A 26,221-nucleotide genomic window follows, 5' to 3' on the forward strand; every position below is an offset into this window, starting at 1 on the left:
CCCGCGGGGCGGACAGCGCACGAGGTGAGCGGATGCCGCGTGGGCACCCGCTCACGGCAGGCGGAGCGCCGCGCTAGGCGGCGAGCCAGGCGGTGGTCTCGGCGGGCAGGGTGCGGCCGTCGAGGTCGGCGCTGGCGAGGATCACGTCGCCGGCGGGGAGCTCGACGGGGGAGGAGCCCGTGTTTGCCACGACGACCACGCCGCCGTTGCGAACCGCGAGCACGTCGTCGCCGAATCCGTCGAGCCACTCGAGCTCGCCGGTCGCGAGCGAGCGCGCACGGCGCTCGGCGAGGAGCGACCGGTACAGCTCGAGCGTCGAGCCGGCGACCCCGCGCTGGCGGTCGCGCGCGAACGACGCCCACTCGGCGGGCTGGGGGAGCCACGAGGCATCCGTCGGACCGAAGCCGAAGGACGGCGCCTCCGCCTCCCAGGGCAGCGGCACGCGGCATCCGTCTCGGCCGTAGCGCTCGCCGTTCGTGCGGAACCAGGTCGGATCCTGGCGGGCCTCGTCGGGCAGGTCGATGGCCTCGGGCAGGCCGAGTTCCTCGCCCTGGTAGAGGTACGCCGAGCCGGGGAGGGCGAGCATGAGGGCGGTCGCGGCGCGTGCGCGGCGGAGGCCGACGACGGGGTCGGGCAGGCCCGGGCTCTTCGGGCCGATGCCGTGGCCCTGCAGGCTGTCGGCGGTGAGGGCGAGGCGCGAGGCGTGGCGGATGACGTCGTGGTTCGAGAGCACCCACGTGGAGGGCGCGCCGACGGCGCCGAAGGTGTCGATCGAGCGGTCGATCACCGCGCGGAGCGGCGCCGCCTCGAACGGCGTCTCGAGGTAGGCGAAGTTGAACGCCTGGTGCATCTCGTCGGGGCGGACCCACTTCGCGACGCGGGAGAGCGGGTCGACCCACGCCTCGGCGGCGAGGATGCGCTCGCCCTCGTACTCGTCGAGCACGCGGCGCCAGTCGCGGTACACCTCGTGCACACCCTCCTGGCCCCAGTACGGGGCGCCGAGGTTCTCGTCGTGGATCTCCGGCTCGAGCGGCACGCCGCCCTCGAGGCCGTGCTGGTTGCCGCCCATCGAGCCGGCGTCGGCCGGCGGGGTGTAGTCGGGGAGGCCGTCGGCCTTGATGAGGCCGTGCGCCACGTCGACGCGGAACCCGTCGACGCCGCGGTCGAGCCAGAAGCGCAGGATGCGCCGGAACTCCTCGCGGACCTCCTCCTGGTTCCAGTCGAAGTCGGGCTGCGAGCTGTCGAAGATGTGCAGGTACCACTGCCCGGGGGTGCCGTCGGCGTCGGTGGTGCGCGTCCACATCGAGCCGCCGAAGACCGACTCCCAGTTGTTCGGGGGCAGTTCGCCGTGCTCGCCCCTGCCGTCGCGGAAGATGTACCGGGCCCGCTCGCGGCTGCCGGGCTCGGCGGCGAGGGCCTCCTGGAACCACGGGTGCTGGTCGCTCGAGTGGTTCGGGACGAGGTCGACGATGACCTTCAGTCCGAGCCGGTGCGCCTCGGCGAGCATGTCGTCGAAGTCGGCGAGCGTGCCGAAGCGCGGGTCGATGTCGCAGTAGTCGGCGACGTCGTAGCCCGCGTCCTTCTGGGGCGAGGTGTAGAAGGGCGACAGCCAGATCGCGTCGACGCCGAGCTCGGCGAGCTCGGGAAGGCGCGAGCGGATGCCGGCCAGGTCGCCCATCCCGTCGCCGTTCGCGTCGGCGAAGGACCGGGGATAGATCTGGTAGATCGCGGCGGTGCGCCACCATTCGGAAGTCATGGAGAAAACCTTAAGCCAATCTCAGGAATCTGGAAGCGCTTGCACGTTCGAGCGCCCCGCAGGAGCATAGCAAGCCCGTATCGATCAGGTAACGCCGAGTTGTCAATGTGACGCGAAGCAGGTATACCTGTAATCGCTTGCAATCACATCGCGGGCACATCCACACGGAAGAACGGCCTTTCGAGCACGGTGCGCGGAACTCCCCACCAGGCGAAGGCGCCGATATCACGCACACTGAGAAGGGCACACCAATGCGGGTGAACAAGAAGAGCCTCCTCGCGGCCGGCGCTGTCGCCGTCGTCGCGACGCTGGGTCTCGCGGGCTGCGCCGGCGGCGACTCGAACGAGGGCGACAACGGCGCCGCGGCAGGCGGCACGCTGACGGTCTGGGTCGACGCCGAGCGCGTCGACGCGCTGAAGGGCGCGGCCGAGGCGTACACCGAGGAGACCGGCGTCGAGGTCGAGCTCGTCGGCAAGGACAACGCCACCATCAAGGACGACTTCATCCAGCAGGTGCCGACGGGCGAGGGCCCCGACATCACCATGGGTGCGCACGACTGGCTCGGCGAGCTCTCGACCAACGGCGTCGTCGCGCCGCTCGAGCTCGGCGACTCCTCGGCCGACTACCTCCCCGTCGCGATCGACGCGGCGACCTACGAGGGCACCGTCTACATGCTCCCCTACGCGGTCGAGAACATCGCCGTCATCCGCAACACCGACCTGGTGGCCGAGGCGGCGACGAGCTTCGACGACATGATCGCCAAGGGCGAGGCCGCCGGTCTCGAGCAGCCGTTCGTGGTCGAGCAGGGCGCGGAGGGCAACCCCTACCACCTGTACCCGTTCCAGACGGCGTTCGGCGCCCCGGTCTTCGGCAGCACCGACGAGGGCTACGACCCCACCGACCTGCAGCTCGGCAACGAGGGCGGCGTCGAGTTCGCGACCTGGCTCGGCAGCCAGGGCAAGACCGGCACCGGCGTCTTCAACACCGACATCGACGGTGACATCGCCAAGCAGTCCTTCCTCGACGGCAAGTCCGCCTTCTGGCTGACCGGCCCGTGGAACGTCGGCTCCGCTATCGACGCGGGTATGAACATCGCCATCGACACCGTCCCCAGCCCGACCGGTGAGGCCGCCTCGCCGTTCGCCGGCGTCAAGGGCTTCTTCGTCTCCTCGGAGTCGGAGAACAAGGTCGCCGCGAACGACTTCCTCGTGAACTACATCGGCACCGAGGACGTCCAGCTCGACCTGTTCGAGGCCGGCAACATCCTGCCCGCGCTCTCGGCCGCCGCCGAGACCGCATCGAGCGACCCGATCATCGAGGGCTTCGCGGCCGTCGGTGCCGAGGCCGTCCCGATGCCCGCCATCCCGGCCATGGGCTCGGTGTGGCAGTACTGGGGCATCGCCGAGGCCTCGATCATCAACGGCGAGGACCCGACGGCGACGTGGGAGAAGCTCACCACCGACGTCCAGGCGGCGATCGACGCCAAGTAAGGCCTGAGGCTCCGGGCCGGATGCCACGCGGCATCCGGCTCGGAGCCACTCGCATACCGAGCGCCCAACGAGACAGCCGCACGAGAGAGCAGCGAATGAGCACCACGATCGACGAGGACGTCGCCACCGGTTCGGCGACGCCGCCGCCCACGAAGCGGCAGAAGCGCGCCGCACGCATCGCGGACGCCGCGTCAGGCGGCATCCGTTCCATCCTGGTCAAGCTGCTGCTCCTCGGCATCGTCGACGCCATCGCGGTCTACGCGATCCTCGTCCTCGCGCTGTCGCAGGAGTGGCTGGTGCTGGCGGTGGTCGTCGGCGTCACCGCCCTGGTCAACTGGATCTACTTCTCACGCAGGACCCTCCCGGCGAAGTACCTCACGCCGGGCGTCATCTTCCTCGTGCTGTTCCAGGTGTTCGTGCTCGTCTACACGGGCTACATCGCGTTCACCAACTACGGCACGGGACACAACGGCTCCAAGGAGCAGGCCGTCAGCTCCCTGATGGCCGCGTCGCTCGAGCGCGTGCCCGACTCGCCGACCTACCAGGTCACGGTCGTCGACCAGCTCGGCACCCTCGGCCTGCTCGTCACCGATCCCGACGGCGACGCCAGCCTCGGCACGACCGAGCAGCCCCTGCAGCCGGTCGACCCGAGCGAGGTCGAGAACGGCAAGGCCGTCGCCGTCGACGGCTGGACCACGCTGCAGTTCGCCGACGTCATCGCCCGGACCGACGAGATCACCGAGCTCGCGGTGCCGTTCTCCGACGACCCGAACGACGGCGCCATCCGCACCCCCGACGGCTCGAACGGCTACCTCTACATCTCGAACCTCGAGTACGACGAGGCCGCGGGCACGATGACCGACCTGTCGACCGGCACGGTCTACTCCGACATCGGCACCGGCGCCTTCACCGCCGAGGACGGCACCGAGCTGCTGCCCGGCTGGCAGATCACGGTCGGCTTCGACAACTTCGTCCGCGCCGTCACCGACAGCCGCCTCGCCGGCCCGCTCGTCTACGTCACGCTCTGGACCTTCGCCTTCGCCCTCATCTCGGTGGCGACGACGTTCTTCCTCGGCCTGTTCCTCGCGATCGTCTTCAACGACATGCGCATGAAGGGCCGCCGCTACTACCGCGTGGCGATGATCATCCCCTACGCGATCCCCTCGTTCCTCTCGGCGCTCGTCTGGGCGGGCATGATGAACGAGAGCTTCGGCTTCATCAACCAGGTGATCTTCGGCGGGGCCTCGATCCCATGGCTCACCGATCCATGGATGGCGAAGCTCTCCGTGATCATCGTGAACCTGTGGCTCGGCTTCCCGTACATGTTCCTCATCTGCACCGGTGCGCTGCAGTCGATCCCCGACGACGTGAACGAGGCGTCGAGCATCGACGGTGCCTCGCCCTGGCAGACGTTCCGGCACATCAAGCTGCCGCTGCTGCTGGTCTCCGTCGCACCGCTGCTGATCGCGTCGTTCGCGTTCAACTTCAACAACTTCAACGTGATCTACATGTTGACGAACGGCGGGCCGCGCGACACGGGCGCGCCCATCCCGGTCGGCTTCACCGACATCCTCATCTCGATGGTCTACAAGGTCGCGTTCACCGGCCAGAACCGCGACTACGGACTCGCGGCCGCCTACTCGATCATCATCTTCATCGTGGTCGCGGTGATCTCGATCATCGCGTTCCGCCGGACCAAGTCGCTCGAGGAGATCAACTGATGGCCGAGAAGGAAACCCGCGAGCGCCGCACCTGGGTGGAGTCTCCGGCCATCGAGGGCGCGATGATGGGCCGGGCGCTCGAGGCGCAGGACGAACGCGCCGAGCATCCGCGCGGCGTCCCGGTCAAGCGGCCCTTCCGCTTCGGCAGGTGGTTCAAGGCCACCGGATGGCGCCACCTCGTCGGCATCGTCGTCGTCGTGTTCGCGCTCTTCCCGGTCGTGTTCGTCATCTCGTCGTCGCTGAACCCGAACGGCACCCTGACCGGCTCGAACGCCCTGTTCTCGCAGATCGGCTTCGACGCCTACGCGCGCATCCTGACGAACCCGCAGGTGCCCTTCACGACGTGGTTCGCGAACACGCTGATCATCGCGGGCGTGACCGCGCTGCTCACGGTGTTCCTCGGGGCGCTCGCCGCGTACGCGTTCTCGCGCATGCGGTTCACGGGCCGCCGCTTCGGGCTCATCACGATCGTCGTCGTGCAGATGTTCCCGCAGATGCTCGCGGTCGTCGCGATCTTCCTCGTGATGAGCGCGATCAGCGACTGGTTCCCGGCGATCGGCCTGAACACCCACATCGGCCTGATCATGGTCTACCTCGGCGGCGCGCTCGGCGTGAACACGTACCTCATGTACGGGTACTTCAACACGATCCCCGCGTCGATCGACGAGGCGGCCAAGATCGACGGCGCGGGCCACGCCCGGATCTTCTTCACGATCATCCTGCGGCTCGTCGCCCCGATCCTCGCGGTCGTCGCGCTGCTGTCGTTCATCTTCTCGGTGAACGAGTACGTCGTGGCATCCGTGATCCTCATCGACACTGAGAACCAGACGCTCGCGGTGGGCCTCACGAAGCTCGTCTCGAATCCGCGGTACGCGGACTGGGCGGCCTTCTCGGCGGGCGCGGTCATCGCGGCGCTGCCGGTCGTGCTCCTCTTCCTCTACCTGCAGAAGTACATCGTCGGCGGGCTCTCCGCCGGCGCCGTCAAGTAACGAACCGAGGCCGGGCGACAGCCCGGACAGAACGGCGACGGATGCCGCGGCCGCGGGCCCCACGACGGGCCCGGGTCGCGGCATCCGTCATGGAAGGACCCGCGTGCTCGCACCGCACCACGACGGATCGCCGCTGCACGTCTCGCACGACGCGCCCGCCCTCGGTGACGAGGTGCGCGTGCGCCTGCGCGTGCCGAGGGGATTCGGCGCCCTCGACTGGGTCGGGACGCGCTCGAACCCGAACCGGGAACCGCACTTCAGCCGGGCGACCCTGCTCGGCGAGGTCGACGGATGGCAGTGGTGGGAGGCCTCCGTCGAGGTCGAGAACCCGGTGCACCACTACCGGTGGCTGCTCGTGGGCGCCGACGGCCGCCAGCACTGGCTGAGCCAGCTCGGAATGTCGGAGATCGAGCCGCGCGACGACGACGACTTCCGGCTGGTCGCCCATGACCCGGCGCCCGAGTGGGCGGCGTCGAGCGTGATGTACCAGGTCTTCCCCGACCGATTCGCGCGCTCGGCGGCGGCCGACGACCGCGAACTGCCCGAGTGGGCGATCCCCGCCGCATGGAGCGACCCCGTCGACCCGCTGCCGCCCGGCCGTTCGCAGCAGGTGTACGGCGGCGACCTCGACGGCGTGCGCGAGCGGCTCGACCACCTCGTCGCCCTCGGCGTCGACCTGCTGTACCTGACGCCGGTCTTCTCGGGGCAGTCGAACCACCGCTACGACGCGGCGAACTTCGACGCCGTCGACGACCTGCTCGGCGGCGACGACGCGCTCGTCCGGCTCGTCGCGGCGGCGCACGCCCGCGGCATCCGGGTCATCGGCGACCTCACGAGCAACCACTCGGGTCAGGCGCACGACTGGTTCCGCGCGGCATCCGCCGACCCGGCCGCTCCCGAGCGCGACTTCTACTACTTCCACGCGCCCGGCCACGAGCGCGGCCACGGCTACGAGTCGTGGCTCGGCGTGCCGAGCCTGCCGAAGTTCAACTGGCGCTCGCTCGAGTTGCGCCGTCGGTTCATCGAGGGCCCGGATTCGGTGGTGGCGAAGTACCTGCGCGCGCCGTTCCACCTCGACGGCTGGCGCATCGACGTCGCGAACATGACCGGACGACTCGGCGGCGAGGACCTGAACGCCGAGGTGCGCCGCACCATCCGCCGCACGATGCTCGACGTGAACCCCGACACGATCCTGCTCGGCGAGTCGACGAACGACGCCGCGGGCGACTTCCAGGGCGACGCGTGGCACGGCGCGATGACCTACACGCCGTTCACGCGCCCGGTCTGGAGCTGGCTGCAGGAGCCCGGCGCGCCGGCCGGCGGCGGCATCGGCTTCGCGCTCGGTCGCGTGCCGACGTACACCGGCCGCGACTTCCACGCCGCGCACACCCGGTTCACGGCGGGCTTCCCGTGGCGTACGCGCCTCGCGACGATGAACGCGCTCGACACGCACGACACCCCGCGCTTCGCGACGTCGGCCCGACCCGGCACCGTGCCGGCGGCGTTCGGGCTCGCCGTCTCACTGCCGGGGATCCCGGTCATCTGGTCGGGCGACGAGTTCGGGCTCACGGCCGTCGACGGCGAGGCGTCGCGCACGCCCATGCCGTGGGGGAGCGAGGCGGATGCCGCGGTCGCGCCGACGCTCGAGGCGTATCGGTCGCTCGTGGCGCTGCGCCGGTCGCATCCTGTGCTCGCGACGGGCGGCATCCGGTGGCTTGCTGTGACGGATGACGCGGTCGCGTTCGTGCGCGAATCCGCCGGGTCGCGCGTGGTGGTGCTCGCCGCGCGTGCGGCGGCGTCGGTCGCGTTCGAGGCGGCAGCGCTGCCGGGGGCGGATGCCGCGGCGCGCGTGTCGGGGGAGGGCCTGCTCGAGGCATCCGACTCGTCGGTCACCCTCTCGGTCGACGGACCCGGGTTCACGGCCTGGGCGCTCGGCGGTGTGCGCGTTCCCTCCTACCGATAGCATGGCGGCCTGACCCGCCTGTTTCCCCTCCCTCGTCTCCCGTCTTCCCGCGACCCGATTCGGAGCAGCCCCGCCATGAGCGCCCAGACGCCCCCGCCCCTCCCGCCCGCGCCGCCGGTTCCGCCGGTGCCGCCGGTTCCGCCCGCCCTGTCCGCGTCGTCGGACGCGCCGACGCTCCCGTACGGCACTGCGCCGCTCGTCGCGCCGCCCGCTTCGGAATACGCGGCACCGGCGACCGTGCCGGCATACGGTGCTCCCGCTGCCGCGTACGGTGCTGCCCCCGCCGCGTACGGCGCCGCTCCCGCCGCCTGGACCCCGCCCGTCGCGCGCCCGCAGAACGTGCTGGCCTGGATCGCGTTCGGACTCGGACTCGGCGCGCTCCTGCTCGGCCCGCTGAGCTCGGTCGCCGCCATCGTCTGCGGCCACATCGCCCGCGCGCAGATCCGCCGCACGGGCGAGCAGGGCACCGGCGCCGCGCTCACCGGCCTCATCTCCGGTTACGTGCTGACGGTCGCGTGGACGCTCGGGATCGTGCTCTACGTGCTCTTCTTCGTGGTGCTCATCGCGGCGACGACGTACTCGTCGAGCGTGCCGATGAGCCTCTGATCCCGCCCTCGACCCACGATTTAACGCACGCGTCACGAGGTGATATTCTCGTGTGGTTGCCGCGACAGCGGCGCACGCCCCGATAGCTCAGTGGTAGAGCACTTCCATGGTAAGGAAGGGGTCGTCAGTTCAATCCTGACTCGGGGCTCTGGTTCTCCCGGCATCGCCGGGGAAGCCTCGCGGCGGGGTAGCTCAGGTGGTTAGAGCACACGGCTCATAATCGTGGTGTCGCGGGTTCGAGTCCCGCCCTCGCTACCGCAAGACCCCCGGGTCATCCGGGGGTTTTCGCGTCTCCGCAGCATCCGGACGCTGATGCGTTCCGATGAGTTTCGGAACTGGGCGCGATCTTGCGGCGAAACGCGTTCGAGCCCGCTCGAAAGGCTCGGAGACCCATTGCCTCGCCGTAGTCGCGCGGGCGCAGCAACGCTGGCATGATCTGGCGCATGACTCGGAATCCGTATCTGATCGGTTTGCTCAGCGCTGCAGGCTTCCTTCTGGTGCTCGCGTTCATGCTCTCGCTCGTCATCGGTCAGATGACCGATTACACGGCGTACGACACCGCCGGCGTCGCCACGTTGCAGGGTTGGATCTTCGTGCTGATCGGATCAGCGGGAACGGCGGCCACGGGCGGCGCTGTCCTGGGCGGCGTGGCGTGGTCGCTTCGGCGCGGCGACGCTGTCGCGGATCGTGCAGCTCGCGTTCCGTCTCGAGGAGATTCTCGAGGAGATTCGGAGTCGATGCGAGCCTCCTCGCCAACAGCGAGACCGTAGCGCTCGCTCACCTGCTCCGTTCCCTCCACTCGCGATAGCAGACCATCTTCGAAGCGACATGCAATATATTGCACATCGCTGGTGTTGCACTCGACAACCGCAGTTCACCCGGCTCCACGGAGCCGAAACCGGAAGGAAGAGCCATGACCACCGACACCACCATCACGAACGTCGTCCTCGTGCACGGAGCATTCGCGGACGGATCCGGATGGCGCGGCGTCTACGACGCGTTGACCGCCCGCGGCTACCGGGTCTCGATCGTGCAGAATCCGCTCACCTCGCTCGAGGCCGACGTGGCGGCGACCAACCGCGTCCTCGACCTCCAGGACGGGCCCACCATCCTCGTCGGCCACTCGTGGGGCGGCACCGTCATCACCGAGGCGGGCGTCCACCCCAAGGTCGCCGGCCTCGTGTACGTCTCCGCGCTGGCGCCCGACGCGGGGGAGACCTCCGCTCAGCAGTACGAGGGGTTCGCGCCGACGCCCGAGTTCGTCATCGACGTCGGCGAGGACGGGTACGGATACCTCAACCGCGCTGCCTTCCACGCCGGATTCGCCGCCGACGTCAGCGACGCCGAAGCGGCCTTCCTCGCCGACAGCCAGGTGCCCGTCGACATGGCGGTGTTCGGCACCCGGGTGACGGCGGCCGCCTGGCGCGACACGCCGAGCTGGGCCGTCATCGCGACCGAGGACAAGGCGTTCGACCAGGCCATGCTCCAGCACATGGCCACGCGCATCGGCGCCGAGATCACCAACGTCTCCGGCAGCCACGCGCTGTTCATCACGCAGGCCGACGTGGTCGCCGACGTCATCGTCACCGCGTCGAAGAGCGCAGCTCGTTGACACCCTGCCCGCCGGGGTCGGCAGCGCGATCCATGACGAACTGGGACGGCCCGACGACGACCCGCGAACCCTCACGTCGCTGGTGCAGCGAGGGTTGCGCGCATCGGAATCGTCGGGCCGCCCCGGCAGGATCACGGTCTGATGTACGTCTGCCGCTGGATCGTCGGCTGCGGCGGCACTGACGGGATCCACGCCGGTTCCTCATCGGGGAACTCGTCGTCGGGAACCGTGTGGACCACCGGCTCGGACACTTCGGCCGGTTCGGGCTGCGGCAGCGTGCCGAGGCGATCGACCTGCTCGGTGAGCGCGTCGAGCACCGAGCGCAATTGGATCTGGGCGACCTGCGCATACGTTCGCACGTACTCGATCTCGGGCATCGCCGGTACAGGGATGCTCGCTGTGGTCGTTCCCGGCTCGGCTGGGGCGGCAGCGGCCGCTGCAGCCGTGCGCTCCTGCGCCTCGCGGTACTGCGTGCGTGCGGTGAGCACGAGATCGCGTGCGTACTCCTCCGCGTCGGCGACCGCCTTGTCGGCGATCATCTGGGCCTGCGAGAGCAGCCCGACGGCACCGAGCGTGACCTCGTGCTCGAGGTCGACGGAGTCGGAGCTCCGGAGCTTCGTGTTCTCGGCACGGAGTTCGGCGAGTTCGCGGCGCTCCTCATCGAGTGCGGCGCGGACCTCGTCGATCGTGTGTGCGAGATCGGCCACGAACGCGTCCACTTCGGAGCGGTCGTACCCGCCGAGGGGTCGTAGGGCGAATTTCACGGTACCCGACTCGGGCAGACGCGAGACGGCGGCAACGAGGCCGCTATCTGGTGACGGCGGTCGCGGGATCAGGGGTTCGTCTTCGTCGTCCCAAGTGGTCATCGGGCACTTCCCATCGGTTCCTCCACGCGCGATGAGGGCTGCGGTTCTCGCAATCCGTCCTCATCGAGCCTGGCGAACAGTTCGAAACGGATGTCGGGTGACGGTACGCCGAGGTCGCGCAGCCGGGAGGCCGTGTGTCGCACCATCGACGGCGAACCGCACACCATCGCGAGGGCGCCCGGGGTGACGCCGGTCTCGACGACCGCGTCGGTCACCAGCCCCTTGCGACCGGGGTAGCTCGGGTCGTCGGACACGACGGGCGTGTAACTGAACCAGGGCCGACCGGTCAAGCTCCGCATCAGCCGCTGCTCGTACAGGTTCCACGGAACCCGAGCGCCGTGGAACAGGTGCACGCGCGGGGCGTCTCCGGTCGCCTGCCATTGCAGATCGATGCGTTCCAGGTGCGCGCGCAACGGGGCCAGGCCGGTTCCGCCCGCGACCATGACGAGGTCTCGACCACGGTCCGCCTCGCCGAGCGTCAGCTCCTGCCCGACCGCGGAACCCAGCCGCAGCACATCACCGGTCTTCAGCCGCCGGACGACGGCGCCTGAGACCTGCCCGCCTGGCACGAGCTGCACGTGGAACTCGATCGTGCCGTCGGGTCTCGGCGCGTTGGCGGGGCTGAAGTAGCGCCACAACCGCGGGGCGTACGGCGTCTCGACAGCGAACGATTGTCCGGGCTCGAACGCGAGGTCGGGTTCCGGGCGCACCTGCACGATCGCGATGTCCATGCTGCGACGCTCGACTGCGATGACATGACCTGCCCAGGAGGCCGGACTGCTCAGTTCCGATTCCTCCGCTGCCTGCACCATCGTCGTCGCGATGACGCCGTACGCGCCTGCCCAATCCGCGGCGAGCTCTGGGGTCCACAGCTCGCCGAGGAAGTGCTTCAGCGTGGTGAGCAGGGAGAGGCCGACCGCGTCGTAGTGCTCCGCGATGACCTCGAATCTGCGGTGGTCGCGGCCGAGCTGCTGGATGAAAGCGGTCACCTCGTCGAGTTGGTCGACATTGGACACGATGCGCCCGAGCGCGCCGACGAGTCGGTCGCGCTGGGTGGCCATTGCGACCGGGAACATCGCCCGGAGCTCGGGGTGCGTGTAGAACAGGTGCGAGTAGAAGAAGAGCGGCACCTCGTCGCCGAGCGATTCGGCCAGCGACCAGGTGTGCTTCAGCGCGGCGGTGTCCACGCCGTTACGCTTGCGTCGCCTGGACCTCGACGATGTCCGGCTGGGTCGCGGCGACCGCGGTCACGGTGCGCTCGACGATCTCGGACGGCACGCCGGCCTCGGTCAGGGCGGCGATCAAGTGCTCGGCGACGGCGCCGAACTCCTCGGCCGTGATGCCCATGTTCGCGTGGGCCGCACGCAGGTCGCGTCCCTCGTACGCGACCGGCCCGCCCATGACCTGCGAGACGAGCGCGACCTGGTGTCGCTTGAGACGCACCATCTCGACGCCATCGAAGTGATGCAGCAGTCGGTCGTCGCCGAGCACCAGCTCGTAGAACCGGTTGACGACGGCGGTGACCGCGGGTGCACCTCCGACGGCCGCGTAGTCGCTCTGGGCTTCGGGTTCGGTCTGCAGGTCGAGGGAACTCATTCGGGTGTCCGTTCGGATGTAGGGATGGGGACTTCCCTTTCCTAGCAGAACGGAATCCCTCAGATCAAAGACTTCTTGCAGGCCACGAGCCATCGGCACGGCTGCTCACCGGCACATCTGCTCACCGGCACATCTGCGGAATGCCCGCCCGTCCGCGTCCGTGAAGGGACCGCGTCAGACGCGCGCCGTGCGCCGCACCACGTCGCCGAGCGCGTCGGCGTCGAGCGCGAACAGGTCGCGCGATCCGGCGGTGGCCGCTCCGACGAGCCCGGATGCCGCGGGGAGCAGCTGCTCCGCGTAGAACCGGGCGAGGGGCAGCTGCGTCGCCGCGATGCCGTCGCCGTCGAGATCCCGAGCTGCCAGCGCGGACTTCGCGAGCAGCCAGCCGCCGACCACGAGGCCCCAGATGCGCAGGTACGGGCTGGAGCCCGCGAGCGCCGAGTTCGGGTCGACGGCGCCGGTGCGGAGCATCCAGCCGGTCGTCTGCTCGAGCACGTCGAGACCGGCGTTCAGCTGGGTGCGGATGGAGGCGAACTCCTCGCCGGCGCCCGCGAGCTCGCCGTCGAGCTCGCGCATCGACGCGATGAACTCCAGGAACGAGGCGCCGCCACGGACGCCGAGCTTGCGGCCCACGAGGTCGGCGGCCTGGATGCCGTTGGTGCCCTCGTAGATCGCGGCGATGCGCACGTCGCGGTAGTGCTGGGCGGCGCCGGTCTCCTCGATGAAGCCCATGCCGCCGTGGATCTGCAGCGCGAGCGACGTGAGCTCGTTGCCGAGGTCGGTGCCGAACGCCTTGCAGATCGGGGTGAGGAGACCCACGACCTCGTCCGCGCGGGCGCGAGTCGCGGCATCCGGGTGGTGGGTGGAGATGTCGACCTGGACGGCGTTCAGGAGCATCATGCGGCGGAGCGCCGCGATGTACGCCTTCTGCGTCATGAGCATGCGTCGCACGTCGGGGAAGTCGATGATGGCGGAGTCCTCGGTGGCGCCGATCGCGCGGCCCTGGATGCGCTCCCTGGCGTAGCCGAGCGACTGCTGGTACGCGCGCTCGGCCACGGCGAGGCCCTGCGTGCCCACCGACAGGCGCGCGCTGTTCATCATCACGAACATGATGCGCATGCCGAGGTTCTCCTCGCCGATGAGGTACCCCGTGGCATCCTCGTACGACAGCACGCAGGTGGGGGAGCCGTGGATGCCCATCTTGTGCTCGACGCCGAGCGTGTGCACGCCGTTGCGCTCACCGATCGAGCCGTCGTCGTTCATGAGGAACTTCGGCACGATGAAGCACGAGATGCCCTTGGTGCCGGCGGGCGCGTCGGGCGTGCGGGCCAGGACGAGGTGCACGATCTGGTCGCTCAGGTCGTGGTCGCCGAACGTGATGTAGATCTTCTGGCCGGTGATGCCGTAGGTGCCGTCGGGCCGCTTCACGGCCTTCGTCGTGAGGGCGCCCACGTCGGAGCCGGCGTGCGGCTCGGTGAGGTTCATCGTGCCGGCCCACTCGCCGGTCACCATCTTCGGCAGCCAGGCCTGCTTCTGCTCCTCGCTGCCGTAGTGCAGCAGGGCCTCGATCGCGCCCTGCGTGAGCAGCGGCGCGAGGGAGAAGGCCATGTTGGCCTCCATCATCAGCTCCTGGATGGCGAGCCCGATGGTGCGCGGGAAGTCGCCGCCGCCGAACGCCTCGGGCAGCGGGACCGAGCCCCAGCCGGCCTCGACGTACGCGGCGTACGCCTCGCGGAAGCCCGTGGGCGTGGTGACGGTGCCGTCGGCGTTGAGGCGGGCACCCTCCAGGTCGCCGGCGCGATTCGTGGGGGCGACGACCTCGGCCATGAAGCCGCCGACCTCCTCGAGGATGTCGCCGACCATCTCGAGGTCGGCGTGTTCGAAGCCCGGGAGCTCGGCGACCCGGTCGTAGCCCACGACATGCGTGAGGGTGAACGCGAGGTCGGCGACGGGCGGACGGAAATCAGTCATGTTCGGACTGTAGACGCCGGTTCGTGACCCGCGCCGAACTCTGTCGCGATCGACGACCCGCGTCGGCCGAAGCGGTACCGAGCTTGTGGCACCCGGCAATCCGAGGCGCCGGTTCGCCTCCCCGCGGGAATGGCCGGCGCTCGCCTGCGTTGGACCTGAGGGGGTCGCGTCCGCGCGCCGGCCCGGCGAGGAGGACGAGTGACCGAGCAGACCGCAGTGGGGCTGCGATCCGAACGAGGGCCCGTGCTCGCCGCGCTGATGCTGTGCACCGGGCTCGTGGCGATCGAGGCGACGATCCTCGCGACGGCCGTGCCGTCGATCGTGGCCGACATCGGCGGCTTCGCGCAGTTCCCGTGGCTGTTCTCGATCTATCTGCTCGCGCAGGCCGTGTCGGTGCCGGTCTACGCCAAGCTCGCCGACACGGTCGGCCGCAAGCCGATCATGCTGGTCGGCATCGGCGCGTTCCTCGTCGGCTCGATCCTCGCCGGCTTCGCGTGGGACATGACCTCGCTCATCGTGTTCCGCGCGATCCAGGGGCTCGGCGCGGGCGCCGTGCTGCCGGTCTCGATCACGATCACGGGCGACATCTACACCGTGCGGGAACGCGCGCGAGTGCAGGGCTACATCGCGAGCGTGTGGGCCGCGTCATCCGTCATCGGACCCTCGCTCGGCGGGCTCTTCGCCGAGTTCCTCACCTGGCGGTGGATCTTCTTCATCAACATCCCGCTGAGCCTCATCGCGGCGTGGATGCTGATCCGGAACTACCACGAGAAGGTCGAGCGCACGAAGCACCGCCTGGATGTCGCGGGGGCCGCGGTGCTCACGGTCGGGCTCACCCTGCTCATCCTCGCGATCCTCGAGGGCGGCCAGGCGTGGGCGTGGACCTCGTGGCAGAGCATCGGCGCGTTCGCCGTCGCCGCGGTGCTGCTCGTCGTGTTCGTGCTCATCGAGCGTCGCGCGGCCGAGCCCGTGCTGCCGCTCTGGCTGTTCTCGCGGCGGCTCATCGTGACGACCTCGCTCATCTCGCTCGGCGTCGGCGCCGTGCTCATCGGGCTGACCTCGTACGTGCCGACGTTCCTGGAGATCTCGGCCGGGGCGAGTCCGCTGATCTCGGGGCTCGCGGTCGCGGCCCTCACGCTCGGCTGGCCGATCTCGGCCTCGCAGTCGGGCCGGTTGTTCCTGCGGATCGGGTTCCGGAACACGGCGTTCGTCGGCCTCGGCATCGCCGTCTTCGGCACGGTCGGACTCGTCGCCGCGACGTTCGTGCCGAACCCGATCACGGCCGCGCTCGCCTGCTTCGTCGTCGGCCTCGGGCTCGGCCTCGTCGCCTCGCCGACGCTCATCGCCGCCCAGTCGTCGGTGCCGTGGTCGGAGCGGGGCGTCGTGACCGGGGCCAACATGTTCCTCCGCTCGATGGGCAGCGCCGTCGGCGTCGCGATCTTCGGCGCGGTCGCCAACGGCGTGATCAGCGAGTCGGGCCTCGGCGCGCACTCGGCCGCGGCCATCCAGTCCGCGTCGGCGGCGGTCTTCATCGGCGTGGCGATCGCGGCGGTCGCGACGATCGCGGGCGCCGTCGCGATGCCCAGCGCCCACGTCGACGACATCGAGCACCGGCCCGCCGAGCAGGAGGCGGCGGCGCCCGCGAGCTGACGACGCGCCGATCGGCGCCGTGGGTCGGAGGTCCCGCCGACCGAGCCCGAGTTCGTGGTCTGATGAGCCCCGACGAGGGAGGGCGTCGATGGCGAAGACGAGCGCGGCCGCCGCGGAGCGCTGGCGTGAACGGCGGACTCCGCGCCGGCCCGCCTCGCACCTCGTCGAACGATGGACGGTCATCGACGACGTCGACGTCTTCTACCGGGAGTCGCCGCACCCGCCTCCGCACGCGCGCGTGATGATGCACGTCCACGGATTCGGCATGTCCGGCCGGTACCTCCTCCCGACCGCCGAACTGCTCGCGAGCGACTTCCACACGTTCGTCCCCGACCTTCCCGGATTCGGTCGCAGCGGCCGTCATCCTCAGGGGCTCGACATTCCGGACCTCGCGCAGGCGGCGGCCCGGTTCCTCGACGATCGAGGCGTCGAGAAGGCGACCCTCGTCGGGAACTCCATGGGCTGCCCGGTCATCCTCGAGTTCGCCAACCGGTTCCCGGACCGCATCGAACGGGCCGTGCTCGTGTCGCCCGCGGGGGGCGCGTTCAACCGGCCCCTGTCACGGGCGATCGGGCAACTCGCACGCGACGGTACTCGGGAGCCCGTCCGGATGGCCGGCGTCGCGGTACCGGACTACGCCCGGTTCGGGGTGCCGAGCACGCTGAAGCTGTTCCGCGCCCTGACGCAGTACCCCTCGCTCCAGCGCCTGCTCGAGCTGGAGCTTCCGACGCTCGTCGTCCTCGGCGACCGAGACCCGCTGATGCCGGGACCCGTTCGCGTGCAGGAGGTGGCCGGGCAGGTCGACAACCACGTGCTCGCCGTGACGATCGAGGGCGCCGCGCACGCGATCAACTTCAGCCACGCGCGGGCGCTGGCGCACCTCATCCGGCGATTCATGGACGACCTGTCGATCACGGACGATCCGGGGCGGACGGGCGGCGTGAGGGTCGTCGAGATCCACCGCGGGGTGCACCATCCGGCGGCGAAGGACGAAACGGCGGAATAACGCCGGTCCCTCACGCGACATGCGGTCACCCGGCTGCGGTGCCCGGGCGCGTCCCGGCATGCGAACGGGTCGGTCCCGCCGAACCGGAGTCCGGCGGGACCGACCCGTCGCCTGCGCCGCCGTCGGGCGGCGGGCCGGGCGTCAGAGCGCCTGCGGCAGGATGTCGAAGGACACGCGTCCGTCCTCCGCGACGCTGGCGTCGAGCGTCTTGTCGTCGAGCGCGATGGTCGCGCGCTCGCCGAGGTAGACGCGGGCACCCGCCTTCTCGACGATCGCGTCACCCGACTCGGGTGCCGGCGTGATCGCCACCCCGAACTGGGTGGCCGCCTGGTCCTCGGCCTCGATGCGCAGCCCCGATCCCTCGGGTGCGCCGTTGCCGGCGACGATCTCCTTCACGACGGTGGCCGCGGTATCGGTCAGTGTGAGCATGTCGTCCTCCTCTGATCGCGAATCGGCCACGATTCCAGATCGAAGGGAGGACCGCCACCCGTCTGCGGGCGTTTCGCTCGTCGCGTACCCTCCCGCCCCCGCGTGTCGAACGGCGGTCGAGCGGATGCCGCAGTGCGGGCCTCAGGCGCCGGCGGCGCGCTCCGCCGACCGGATGACCGCGTCGACGCCGAGCATGAAGAGGTCGACATCCTCGAGCGCGCCGAGCTCGCGGCTGAGGGACGCGATCCGCGGGTGGGTCCGCGGATCGGCGAGGATCGGCCCCTCGAACCACGGGCTCGGCTCGCCCTCGGGCGGATCGCCGCGCTCGGCACGGGCCCGCGCGATGCCCGCCGCGCTCGAGAGCAGGTGCGAGGCGAGCAGCGCGTAGTGCCGGACGAGGTCGTCGCCCTCGAGGCCCGCGCGCGCGAAGGCGTCGAGCATGAACTCCACGGCGTCGAGTTCGCCCGGGCCATGGGTCGTGAGCACGGTCGCCTCGACGCCGACCGCGGGGTAGCGCGTGAACAGGCGCAGCGTCGCGCGGGCCAGTTCGCGGATCCGCTCCTGCCAGTCGTCTGGATCGACGGTCACCTCGAGGATGCTCCGGCGGATCACCTCGTCGAGGAGCGCCTGCATGAGGTGTTCCTTGCTGCGGAAGTGCCGGTAGATCGCGGTCGGGTCGGCGCCGAGCCGGACGCCGAGTTCCCGCACGGAGATCGACGCGACGCCGGGCTCGGCCGCGAGCTCCAGGCCGGCCGCGAGGATCCGGTCGGGATCGAGCCGGATCCGCGGTTCCTTCGCGGTGCCGGTGCGAGTCGACCGCGCGGCGCGATCCGTCGTCGTCATCCCACTCCATTCGCCAGGTCTCGCGTTCATGGTGTCACGCCCGCGTCCCCTGCGGCCCTCGTGAGCGCGCACCGCGGGCGCGACTCGTCCATGCTGCATGATGGAAACGGTGTTGTCAACAGCGTTGACAACTGCGATGGAAGCGGGCTAGCCTCGCCGCGACACCCTGTTCGACGAGGAAGCGAGGGACGGCCGTTGCCGACTGCTGACGTACTCTTCACCGGCGGGGCCGTGTTCACGGGAACCGGCCGACCGCTCATCGACCACGCCGTGGCGGTCACAGGCGATCGCATCACCGCCGTGGTCCCCGACGCCGAGGCCGCGGCGTTCATCGGCGAGCGCACCCGGGTCGTCGACCTCGCAGGGGCGCTGCTCGCCCCCGGCTTCCAGGACGCGCACGTGCACCCCGTCAGCGCCGGCGTCGAGCTGCTCATGTGCAACCTCGCCGACGCGACGGATGCCGCCGACGCGGTCGCCCGTGTGAAGGCCTACGCCGATGCGAATCCCGACGAGGCGTGGATCCAGGGCGGCGGCTGGTCGATGGACCACTTCCCGGGCGGCGCGCCCACCCGGGGACTCCTCGACGAGGTGGTCCCGGATCGCCCGGTCGTCGTGATGAGCCGCGACCACCACAGCACCTGGGCGAACACCGCGGCGATCCGCGCGGCCGGCGTGGATGCGACGACGCCCGATCCCGAGGACGGCCGGATCGAGCGCGAGCCCGACGGCACGCCCGCCGGCACTTTCCACGAGGGGGCGAGCGACCTCTTCGCCCACGTGCGTCCGCCGATCGGCGCCGACCTCGCGTACGCGGGCCTACTGCGTGCGCAAGAGGAGCTCATCGCGCTCGGCATCACCGGATGGCAGGACGCCTGGGTGGGCAGCGGCCTCGGCGGAGTGCAGGACGTCGCGTCCGTCTACCGCCGCGCCGTGCACGACGGCACGCTTCGCGCGCACGTCGTCGGCGCCCAGTGGTGGGAACGCGCCGGCGGCCTCGAGCAGGTCGACGAGATGATCCGCCGACGCGACGAGGCCGCGGGGCTGGGCGCCCCGCATCGGTTCACGCTCGGCACGACGAAGATCATGGTCGACGGCGTCGCCGAGAACCAGACCGCCGCGATGCTCACCCCGTACCGCGACGCGCACGGCCACGACACCGACAACTCGGGGCTGTCGTTCATCGACCCCGAGCTGCTCCGCGACATCGTCACGGCGCTCGACGCGGCGGGATTCCAGGTGCACTTCCACGCGCTCGGCGATCGAGCGGTCCGCGAAGCGCTCGACGCGATCGAGGCGGCCCGGTCGGTCAACGGCGCGACCGACGGCCGCCACCACCTCGCCCACGTCCAGGTCGTCGACGAGGGCGAGGCGGCGCGATTCGCCGAACTCGACGCCGTCGCGAACATCCAGGCGCTGTGGGCCACGCACGAGGACCAGATCGACGAGCTCACGCTGCCGTTCCTCCAGGACGGCGCCGAGGCGCGTCACTACCCGTTCGGCGACTTCGTCCGGAACGGCGCGCGGCTCGCGGCCGGCAGCGACTGGCCGGTCTCGAGCGCCGACCCGATCGCCGCGATCCACGTCGCCGTGAACCGCGTCGCCCCGGGCATCGACGCCGATCCGCTTGGCGGGGCGCACCAGCGCCTCGATCTCCCGACGGCCATGGCGGCCTACACGTCCGGTACCGCCTACGTGAACCACCGCGAGCACGACACGGGACACGTCCGCGAGGGGTACCTCGCCAACCTCGTCGTGCTCGAACCGAATCCCTTCGCCCTCCCCGTCGACGAGATCCACCGCTCCGCCGCGGTCGCGACGTGGATCGAGGGCGAGCTCGCCCACTCACGCACCGCCTGAACCCGAGGAGCATCATGTCCATCGCATCCGCCGCGCGTCGTCACAGCCCGCGTCGACGCTCGATCGCCGTCGTCGCCGGCGGCCTCGGCGCAGTACTCGCCCTCGCCGCATGCACGACACCGGAACCGGCCGACGACGCCGGCACCGACTGGGAGCTCACGACCACGACGGCCGCGCCGTCCGGCGACATCGACTCCTACACGTGGGTGAACTACGCCGAGCCGTACTCGCTCGACTACGCCTACGCGTTCGACTACGCCGACAACCAGGTGCTCGCCAACGTCTGCGAGTCGCTGCTGCGCCTGAACCCCGACTACACGCTCACGCCCGGGCTCGCCGAGGCGGTCGAGCACCCGACGCCGACGACCTGGGTCTACACGATCCGCGACGGCGTCACCTTCCACGACGGCACGCCGCTCACGGCGGCCGACGTCGTCGCATCGATGCGGCGTCACCTCGACCCGGCCGTCGGGTCCTCCTGGTACTCCGCGTACCAGAACGTCGTGTCGATCGAGCAGACCGGCGACCGTCAGGTCACCGTCACCGAGTCGGTCCCCGATTCGCAGTTCAACCTCGCGATGGGCGGCTCTGCCGGTGTCGTCGAGTCGGCGGCGACGCTCGCCGAGCGCGGGGCCGAGTACGGCAACTCGACCGGAGGCGTGAACTGCACCGGGCCGTTCAGCCTCGCCGAATGGAAGTCGGGCGAGTCGATCACCCTCGAACGCTACGACGACTACTGGGACGACTCGCTGCGCGCGAGGTCCGGTGAGGTCGAGTTCATCTTCATGAACGATTCCAACGCACGCGTCAACGCGCTGAAGTCGGGCGAGGTCGACGGCGGCTGGATGATCCCGATGGACGCCATCCCGCAACTGCAGGAGTCGGGCGCCGGCGACGTGCACTTCGGGATGAGCACCGCGGTCTCGAGCCTCATCGTCTCGAACCTCGAGGGGCCGCTCGGCGACGTCCGCGTTCGCCGCGCCCTGCTGATGGCGCTCGATCGCGACGGCATCATCGACGCCGCCAGCGGCGGCATCGGCGACGTGTCGAACGCGCTCACGACGGAGTCGGTCTGGGTCGGCGCGAGCGACGCCGGGCTCCAGGCCGCGTTCGACGGGCTCGAGGAGTACCCGTACGACGTCGAGGCCGCGACGCAGCTCGTGGAGGAGGCGGGCGCGACCGGCGAGGAGATCGTCATCGCCACCGCGCCGATCGGGCAGGACTTCGCGGTCACCTCGCAGGCCACGGCGGCGGCGGCCGAGTCCATCGGGCTGAAGGCCACGATCCAGACGGTCACGCCGAACGCCTACACCGCGCTCTTCTCCGACCCGGCCGCACGCGAGGGGGTCGACCTGTTCTACACGGTCTGGTACCTCTCGAGCCCCGACCCGCTGGAGATGTACGGTGTGCTCCGCCCCGGCGAGTTCAGCAACTACGGCGAGTGGGAGAACGCGGAGTTCACCGACGCCGTGAACGCCGCCATCGCGATCGACGACCCGGCCGCGCGGAGCGAGAAGACCGCCGAGGCGCAGCGCATCGCGAACGAGGAGCTGCCCTGGCTGCCGCTCTTCACCGGCCCGATGCCGCTGTTCCTCGGAGAGCGCATCACCGGCGTCGCGCCCTCGATCGCGTTCCTGTACTACCCGTGGGCGGCGACCATTGGTGCACGCTAGTCCCGCGATGAGCACCGCGCGACGCGTCGCGGGCAAGCTCGGGGCGCTGCTGCTCACGCTCTTCCTCGCCTCGCTGCTCGTCTTCTTCTCCCGGTTCCTGGTGCCGGGCGACCCCGTGCGGTTCCTCCTGCGCGGGCGCACGCCGAGCCCCGAGGCCGTCGCCGAGGTGACCGCCCAGTACGGGCTCGACCTGCCGCCGTGGCAGCAGTACCTGAACTGGCTCGCCGGGATGGTCCAGGGCGACTTCGGTCGTTCCCTCCAGTACCGGCAGGATGTCTCGGTCGTGATCGGCGAGCGGCTTCCGGTGACGCTCGCCCTCGTCGTCATGGCCGGCACGCTCATCGCCCTCATCGGGCTCGCCGCCGGCGTGGTCGCCGCGCTGAACCGCGGCCGTATCGCGGATCGCGCCACGCTCGTCGGGCTCACCGTCCTCGGCGCCATCCCGTCGTTCGTCGGCTCGGTCGTGCTCATCGCCGTGTTCGGCGTGCAGCTCGGCTGGTTCCCGACGTTCGGATCGGGCGAGGGATTCCTCGACACCGTGTACCACCTCGTGCTCCCGTCCGTCGCGCTCGCCATCGTCTTCGTGGTGCTCGTCGGCAAGGTCACCCGGTCGTCGATGGTCGACCAGCTCGGCCGCGAGCACGTCGAGGTCGCCGTGAGCCGCGGCATCCGGCGCGGCACCGTGATCCGCCGGCACGTCTTCCGGAACGCCGTCGGGCCCATCCTCACCGTGTCCGGCCTGCTGGTCGCGGGACTGCTCGTCGCGAGCTCGATCGTCGAGGCCGCCTTCGGACTCGCCGGAATCGGCTCGCTGCTCGTGCAGTCCGTCGACCGGCTCGACTTCCCCGTCGTGCAGGCGATCGTCCTGCTCGTGGTCACCGCGTTCGTCGTGGTGAACGCGATCATCGACGTCCTCGAACCCTGGATCGACCCGCGATCCGCCGCAGGAGCTGGTGCCAGATGACCACCCCAACGATGGCCGTCGAGGTGCTGCGCGCGCCGCGCGCGCGACGGGCCACGACGACGTTCCTCGTGAGCGTCGGCGTGCTCGTCGCGATGACGCTCGCTGCGGCGCTCGCACCGCTCATCGCGCCGTACGATCCTGACGCGGTCGATCTCTCCGCGTTCTACGCGCCGCCCTCGCCCGCGCACTGGCTCGGAACCGACGGCCTCGGCCGCGACATCCTGAGCCGGATGGTCTACGGCGCCCGCACCGCACTGCTCGGACCCCTGCTCGTCGTCGTCTCGTCGACCGTCCTCGGCATCCTGCTCGGGCTCCTCGCCGGATGGCGCGGCGGATGGCTCGACGCCGTTCTCGGGAGGATCTTCGACGTCATCTTCGCCTTCCCGTCGCTGCTCATCGCGATCATGGCGGTCGCGCTCTTCGGCAAGGGCCTCGTCGCGCCCGTGATCGCGATGAGCATCGCGTACGCCCCGTTCGTGGCGCGACTCACCCGGTCGCTCGTCGCCGCCGAGCGCAGCCGGCCGTACGTCGCCGCGTACCGCGTGCAGGGCTTCGGCGGGCCGTGGATCGCGTTCCGCCGCGTGCTGCCGAACGTCACGCCGATCGTCGGCGCCCAGTCGACGCTCAACTTCGGGTACGTACTCGCCGAACTCGCGGCGCTGTCCTTCCTCGGCCTCGGCGTGCAGGCCCCCACGGCGGATTGGGGCGCCATGATCAACGAGGCCCAGGCCGGCCTCATCGGCGGCCACTTCCTGCCCGCGCTCGTGCCGGCGGTCGCCGTCGTCATCGTCGTCGTCGCCGTGAACGTGATCGGCGAGGAGCTCTCCGACCGCATCGGAGGGGGGATCCCCGCATGACGCTCCTCGACATCCACGAGCTCACGCTCGACCTCGCGGACGGGACGCGACTGCTCGACGGCATCTCGCTCAGCGTCGCGAAGGGCGAGACGGTCGGCCTCGTCGGCGAGTCGGGCTCCGGGAAGTCGCTGACCGCGCGATCGGCGATCGGCCTGTTCCCGGAACGGGCGGCGACCGGAGGATCCGTGCGCCTCGACGGCCACGAGGTCCTCGGCTCCTCCGCCCGCGCGCTGCGCGAACTCCGCCGCCGCAGCGCGGCCATGGTGTTCCAGGATCCGCGCGCCGGGATCAACCCCATGCGCACGATCGGCGACCACCTCACCGAGTCGATGCGCATCGCCGACGGCAGGCCCGCCGGGGAGGCACGGTCGCGCGCGATCGAACTGCTCGACGCGGTGCGGATGCCGCGGCCCGAGGAGCACCTGCGCCAGCACCCGCACGAACTCTCGGGCGGGATGCTGCAGCGCGTCATGATCGCGGGCGCCCTCATGGGCTCCCCGCGCCTGTTGATCTGCGACGAGCCGACGACCGCGCTCGACGTGACGACGCAGGCCGAGATCCTCGGCGTGCTCGCGGAACAGCGAGAGCGCCGCGGCATGGGCATGCTCTTCATCACGCACGACCTCACGCTCGCGGCGTCGCTGTGCGACCGGATCGTCGTCATGAGCGACGGTCGCGTGGAGGAGCGCGGCGACGCGCGCCGGGTGCTGGGCCATCCGCAGGCCGAGTACACCAGGCGGCTCGTCGCGGCGACGCCGACCATCGAGTCCGCCGCGACCACGGAACCGACGACGGATGCCGCGGGCGGCGGGGTCGAGCACGGCGCCCCCGCGGCATCCGCCGACGAGCCCATGCTCGCCGTCGATTCGCTCGCGAAGGCGTACCACCCGAGGGGTCGGACGCCCGTCCGGGCCGTGATCGATGCGACGATCGCGATCCCGCGCGGCGGCGCGCTCGGCGTGGTCGGCGAATCCGGCTCGGGCAAGTCCACGCTCGCGCGCATGATCGTCGGCCTCGAGCAGGCGGATGCCGGTGACATCCGGATCGACGGGCGCGAGCGCACGCACGCCCCGCGCACGCGCGTCGAACGCCTCGCGCACGCGAGGTCGGTGCAGATGGTCTTCCAGGACCCGTACCTGTCGCTCGATCCGCGCATCACCGCCGGTCGCGCGATCGAGGACGCGCTGCGCCTGCACACCCGCCTCGGTGCCGGCGAGGCACGGGGCCGGGTGATCGACCTGCTCGATCAGGTCGGGCTCGGCGAGCGCCACGCGGCCGCGCGACCGCGGACCCTGTCCGGCGGACAGCGCCAGCGCGTCGCGATCGCCCGGGCGCTCGCGATCGAGCCGGACCTGCTCGTGCTGGACGAGGCGACCAGCGCACTCGACGTCTCGGTGCAGGCACAGGTCCTCGACCTCGTCGATCGGGTCCGTGCCGAGCGCGGGCTCACGGTGCTGTTCATCAGCCACGACCTGGCGGTCGTCCGGCGCGTCTGCGAGGAGGCCGTCGTGATGCAGCGCGGCGAGATCGTCGAGCGCGGGCGGACCGCCGACATCCTGCGTTCGCCGTCGCACCCCTACACGCGGTTGCTGCTCGACTCGGTGCCACGACCGCGCTGGGAGCTCGGGGCGGCGCCGGCGGCGGTGGGAGCGGGCGTCGCGGCGAGCGGATCGTGACGACCGGCGCCGCGTCCGTCCGGGTCCTGCTGGTCCGCCACGCCGAGAGCCTCCTGAACGCGCTGGGCCGCGTGCAGGGCTGGACCGACTCGCCGCTGACCGACGACGGTCGCGTCGCCGCGGTCTCCCTCGGCAGCCGGCTGCGCGACGAGGGCGCCCGGCTCGTCGCGGTGCGCTCCGCCGACGGGATGCGTCATCGCGAGACGGCGGCGCTCGCGGCGTTCTCGGCGGGATCGGACCTCGCCCCGGAGACCGACCCGCGGCTGCGGGAGATCGCGTTCGGGGCATTCGAGGCGACTCCGCAGGACGAGCTGTGGGCTGCGCTCGCCGCGGCATCCGACGAGGAGGTCGCACCGCTCGACCTGCTCGCACGCCTCCCCGATCGCAGCCGCGAGCGCGGGTTCCCGGCGGAGTCCGCGTCGGGCGTGCTCGATCGGATGCTGCATGCGCTCGACGACGCGTGGCGGTCGGCATCGCGGGCGGGCGGCGGAGACGTCCTCGTGGTCTCGAGTGGCATCGGCATCATGCTCGTGCTCCGGCACCTGGGCGCCGATCCCGGTGTGCTCCGGGGCGGCATCCGCAACGGGGCGCTCAATGTGCTGTCGCGGTCGGCCGGCGGATGGGTCGTCCAGTCGGCGGACGACCTCGCCGTCGGGGCGACAACCGACGCGAGCCGAGGCGTCGCCGGCTGATCGG

The 26,221-nt window shown here is 70.7% G+C and carries 22 protein-coding genes, 2 tRNA genes and 1 pseudogene; 17 read left to right on the plus strand and 8 right to left on the minus strand.

All coding sequences use genetic code 11. The features are described from left to right. Positions 1 to 73: 73 nt before the first annotated feature. On the minus strand, positions 74 to 1,756 hold the full coding sequence (locus tag ACULK2_RS02030; RefSeq protein WP_445970057.1) for a glycoside hydrolase family 13 protein: 1,683 nt from the start codon (positions 1,754 to 1,756) through the stop codon (positions 74 to 76). Positions 1,757 to 2,007: 251 nt separating this feature from the next. Between ACULK2_RS02030 and ACULK2_RS02035 the strand changes: the two genes are divergently transcribed. The 9 genes from ACULK2_RS02035 to ACULK2_RS02075 all read left to right on the plus strand — a co-directional run bounded on the left by ACULK2_RS02035 (position 2,008) and on the right by ACULK2_RS02075 (position 10,137). Then, positions 2,008 to 3,246 (plus strand): sugar ABC transporter substrate-binding protein, encoded by a 1,239-nt coding sequence (locus ACULK2_RS02035; RefSeq protein ID WP_445970056.1) that lies wholly within the window; start codon positions 2,008 to 2,010, stop codon positions 3,244 to 3,246. A 95-nt stretch (positions 3,247 to 3,341) separates the two neighbouring features. Then, complete coding sequence (locus ACULK2_RS02040) at positions 3,342 to 4,967, plus strand: ABC transporter permease subunit (RefSeq protein WP_445970055.1); 1,626 nt, start codon at positions 3,342 to 3,344, stop codon at positions 4,965 to 4,967. After that, entirely contained in the window at positions 4,967 to 5,956 is a 990-nt protein-coding gene (locus ACULK2_RS02045; RefSeq protein ID WP_445970054.1) for a sugar ABC transporter permease, read from the plus strand. The genes ACULK2_RS02040 and ACULK2_RS02045 overlap by 1 nt, the downstream gene beginning before the upstream one ends. A 103-nt stretch (positions 5,957 to 6,059) precedes the next feature. Further along, on the plus strand, positions 6,060 to 7,919 hold the full coding sequence (locus ACULK2_RS02050) for a glycoside hydrolase family 13 protein (protein ID WP_445970053.1): 1,860 nt from the start codon (positions 6,060 to 6,062) through the stop codon (positions 7,917 to 7,919). A 75-nt stretch (positions 7,920 to 7,994) separates the two neighbouring features. Then, positions 7,995 to 8,525: a DUF4190 domain-containing protein gene (locus tag ACULK2_RS02055; RefSeq protein ID WP_445970052.1), complete on the plus strand. Its 531-nt coding sequence runs from the start codon at positions 7,995 to 7,997 to the stop codon at positions 8,523 to 8,525. Positions 8,526 to 8,601: 76 nt separating this feature from the next. Then, positions 8,602 to 8,673: transfer RNA gene (locus ACULK2_RS02060), tRNA-Thr, on the plus strand. A 33-nt stretch (positions 8,674 to 8,706) separates the two neighbouring features. Continuing rightward, positions 8,707 to 8,780 (plus strand) — tRNA-Met (locus tag ACULK2_RS02065). Positions 8,781 to 8,956: 176 nt separating this feature from the next. After that, the gene (locus ACULK2_RS02070) at positions 8,957 to 9,295 is read left to right on the plus strand and encodes a hypothetical protein (protein ID WP_445970051.1); all 339 of its coding nucleotides are present in this window, start codon (positions 8,957 to 8,959) and stop codon (positions 9,293 to 9,295) included. A 143-nt stretch (positions 9,296 to 9,438) separates the two neighbouring features. Beyond that, complete coding sequence (locus ACULK2_RS02075; RefSeq protein WP_445970050.1) at positions 9,439 to 10,137, plus strand: alpha/beta fold hydrolase; 699 nt, start codon at positions 9,439 to 9,441, stop codon at positions 10,135 to 10,137. 131 nt (positions 10,138 to 10,268) lie between these two features. On the opposite strand, the gene ACULK2_RS02080 is transcribed toward ACULK2_RS02075, so the two are convergent. The 5 genes and pseudogenes from ACULK2_RS02080 to ACULK2_RS02100 all read right to left on the minus strand — a co-directional run bounded on the left by ACULK2_RS02080 (position 10,269) and on the right by ACULK2_RS02100 (position 14,570). Continuing rightward, positions 10,269 to 10,844, minus strand: a complete 576-nt coding sequence (locus ACULK2_RS02080; protein WP_501045006.1) for a hypothetical protein — start codon at positions 10,842 to 10,844, stop codon at positions 10,269 to 10,271. 12 nt (positions 10,845 to 10,856) lie between these two features. Continuing rightward, a pseudogene (locus ACULK2_RS02085) lies at positions 10,857 to 11,003 on the minus strand (hypothetical protein); the annotation flags it as partial. Further along, positions 11,000 to 12,190, minus strand: a complete 1,191-nt coding sequence (locus ACULK2_RS02090; protein ID WP_445970048.1) for a globin domain-containing protein — start codon at positions 12,188 to 12,190, stop codon at positions 11,000 to 11,002. The pseudogene ACULK2_RS02085 and the gene ACULK2_RS02090, both read right to left, overlap by 4 nt. Before the next feature lie 4 nt (positions 12,191 to 12,194). Next, the gene (locus ACULK2_RS02095) at positions 12,195 to 12,599 is read right to left on the minus strand and encodes a group I truncated hemoglobin (protein ID WP_445970047.1); all 405 of its coding nucleotides are present in this window, start codon (positions 12,597 to 12,599) and stop codon (positions 12,195 to 12,197) included. 174 nt (positions 12,600 to 12,773) lie between these two features. Beyond that, a complete protein-coding gene (locus ACULK2_RS02100) occupies positions 12,774 to 14,570 on the minus strand; it encodes an acyl-CoA dehydrogenase (protein ID WP_445970046.1) in 1,797 nt (598 codons plus the stop codon). Between the two features lie 258 nt (positions 14,571 to 14,828). Here ACULK2_RS02100 and ACULK2_RS02105 point away from each other — a divergent pair, with 258 nt between their 5' ends. Together ACULK2_RS02105 and ACULK2_RS02110 are read left to right on the plus strand one after the other, a co-directional pair. Beyond that, entirely contained in the window at positions 14,829 to 16,220 is a 1,392-nt protein-coding gene (locus tag ACULK2_RS02105; RefSeq protein ID WP_445970102.1) for an MFS transporter, read from the plus strand. An 88-nt stretch (positions 16,221 to 16,308) separates the two neighbouring features. After that, the gene (locus ACULK2_RS02110) at positions 16,309 to 17,226 is read left to right on the plus strand and encodes an alpha/beta fold hydrolase (protein ID WP_445970045.1); all 918 of its coding nucleotides are present in this window, start codon (positions 16,309 to 16,311) and stop codon (positions 17,224 to 17,226) included. A gap of 141 nt (positions 17,227 to 17,367) precedes the next feature. Here the strand turns inward: ACULK2_RS02110 and ACULK2_RS02115 are convergent, their stop codons facing one another. Both ACULK2_RS02115 and ACULK2_RS02120 read right to left on the minus strand, forming a co-directional pair. Continuing rightward, a complete protein-coding gene (locus tag ACULK2_RS02115) occupies positions 17,368 to 17,655 on the minus strand; it encodes an iron-sulfur cluster assembly accessory protein (protein ID WP_445970044.1) in 288 nt (95 codons plus the stop codon). A 141-nt stretch (positions 17,656 to 17,796) separates the two neighbouring features. Further along, positions 17,797 to 18,498: a TetR/AcrR family transcriptional regulator gene (locus ACULK2_RS02120; protein WP_445970043.1), complete on the minus strand. Its 702-nt coding sequence runs from the start codon at positions 18,496 to 18,498 to the stop codon at positions 17,797 to 17,799. Positions 18,499 to 18,693: 195 nt separating this feature from the next. On the opposite strand from ACULK2_RS02120, the gene ACULK2_RS02125 reads away from it, so the two are divergent. From ACULK2_RS02125 to ACULK2_RS02150, 6 genes are read left to right on the plus strand one after another with little or no spacing between them, the layout of a single operon-like run. Next, on the plus strand, positions 18,694 to 20,355 hold the full coding sequence (locus ACULK2_RS02125) for an amidohydrolase (protein ID WP_445970042.1): 1,662 nt from the start codon (positions 18,694 to 18,696) through the stop codon (positions 20,353 to 20,355). 14 nt (positions 20,356 to 20,369) lie between these two features. Then, positions 20,370 to 22,028: an ABC transporter substrate-binding protein gene (locus ACULK2_RS02130; RefSeq protein WP_445970041.1), complete on the plus strand. Its 1,659-nt coding sequence runs from the start codon at positions 20,370 to 20,372 to the stop codon at positions 22,026 to 22,028. Positions 22,029 to 22,035: 7 nt separating this feature from the next. Then, positions 22,036 to 22,992 carry an ABC transporter permease gene (locus ACULK2_RS02135; protein ID WP_445970040.1) on the plus strand — a complete coding sequence of 319 codons (957 nt, stop codon included), beginning with the start codon at positions 22,036 to 22,038 and terminating at the stop codon, positions 22,990 to 22,992. Beyond that, positions 22,989 to 23,849, plus strand: a complete 861-nt coding sequence (locus tag ACULK2_RS02140) for an ABC transporter permease (RefSeq protein WP_445970039.1) — start codon at positions 22,989 to 22,991, stop codon at positions 23,847 to 23,849. Before ACULK2_RS02135 ends, ACULK2_RS02140 begins: the two co-directional genes overlap by 4 nt. Beyond that, on the plus strand, positions 23,846 to 25,525 hold the full coding sequence (locus ACULK2_RS02145; RefSeq protein ID WP_445970038.1) for a dipeptide ABC transporter ATP-binding protein: 1,680 nt from the start codon (positions 23,846 to 23,848) through the stop codon (positions 25,523 to 25,525). Before ACULK2_RS02140 ends, ACULK2_RS02145 begins: the two co-directional genes overlap by 4 nt. After that, a complete protein-coding gene (locus tag ACULK2_RS02150) occupies positions 25,522 to 26,217 on the plus strand; it encodes a histidine phosphatase family protein (protein ID WP_445970037.1) in 696 nt (231 codons plus the stop codon). The genes ACULK2_RS02145 and ACULK2_RS02150 overlap by 4 nt, the downstream gene beginning before the upstream one ends. Positions 26,218 to 26,221 lie beyond the last annotated feature (4 nt).

The sequence above is a fragment of the Agromyces molybdatiresistens genome (assembly GCF_052748445.2).

Bases quoted from the DNA above. Each gene is read 5' to 3' on its own strand.
- ACULK2_RS02030 (WP_445970057.1), bottom strand. From the start codon at position 1,756: ATGACTTCCGAATGGTGGCGCACCGCCGCGATCTACCAGATCTATCCC.
- ACULK2_RS02035 (WP_445970056.1), top strand. From the start codon at position 2,008: ATGCGGGTGAACAAGAAGAGCCTCCTCGCGGCCGGCGCTGTCGCCGTC.
- ACULK2_RS02040 (WP_445970055.1), top strand. From the start codon at position 3,342: ATGAGCACCACGATCGACGAGGACGTCGCCACCGGTTCGGCGACGCCG.
- ACULK2_RS02045 (WP_445970054.1), top strand. From the start codon at position 4,967: ATGGCCGAGAAGGAAACCCGCGAGCGCCGCACCTGGGTGGAGTCTCCG.
- ACULK2_RS02055 (WP_445970052.1), top strand. From the start codon at position 7,995: ATGAGCGCCCAGACGCCCCCGCCCCTCCCGCCCGCGCCGCCGGTTCCG.
- ACULK2_RS02070 (WP_445970051.1), top strand. From the start codon at position 8,957: ATGATCTGGCGCATGACTCGGAATCCGTATCTGATCGGTTTGCTCAGC.
- ACULK2_RS02075 (WP_445970050.1), top strand. From the start codon at position 9,439: ATGACCACCGACACCACCATCACGAACGTCGTCCTCGTGCACGGAGCA.
- ACULK2_RS02095 (WP_445970047.1), bottom strand. From the start codon at position 12,599: ATGAGTTCCCTCGACCTGCAGACCGAACCCGAAGCCCAGAGCGACTAC.
- ACULK2_RS02100 (WP_445970046.1), bottom strand. From the start codon at position 14,570: ATGACTGATTTCCGTCCGCCCGTCGCCGACCTCGCGTTCACCCTCACG.
- ACULK2_RS02105 (WP_445970102.1), top strand. From the start codon at position 14,829: ATGCTGTGCACCGGGCTCGTGGCGATCGAGGCGACGATCCTCGCGACG.
- ACULK2_RS02110 (WP_445970045.1), top strand. From the start codon at position 16,309: ATGGCGAAGACGAGCGCGGCCGCCGCGGAGCGCTGGCGTGAACGGCGG.
- ACULK2_RS02115 (WP_445970044.1), bottom strand. From the start codon at position 17,655: ATGCTCACACTGACCGATACCGCGGCCACCGTCGTGAAGGAGATCGTC.
- ACULK2_RS02120 (WP_445970043.1), bottom strand. From the start codon at position 18,498: ATGACGACGACGGATCGCGCCGCGCGGTCGACTCGCACCGGCACCGCG.
- ACULK2_RS02130 (WP_445970041.1), top strand. From the start codon at position 20,370: ATGTCCATCGCATCCGCCGCGCGTCGTCACAGCCCGCGTCGACGCTCG.
- ACULK2_RS02135 (WP_445970040.1), top strand. From the start codon at position 22,036: ATGAGCACCGCGCGACGCGTCGCGGGCAAGCTCGGGGCGCTGCTGCTC.
- ACULK2_RS02140 (WP_445970039.1), top strand. From the start codon at position 22,989: ATGACCACCCCAACGATGGCCGTCGAGGTGCTGCGCGCGCCGCGCGCG.
- ACULK2_RS02145 (WP_445970038.1), top strand. From the start codon at position 23,846: ATGACGCTCCTCGACATCCACGAGCTCACGCTCGACCTCGCGGACGGG.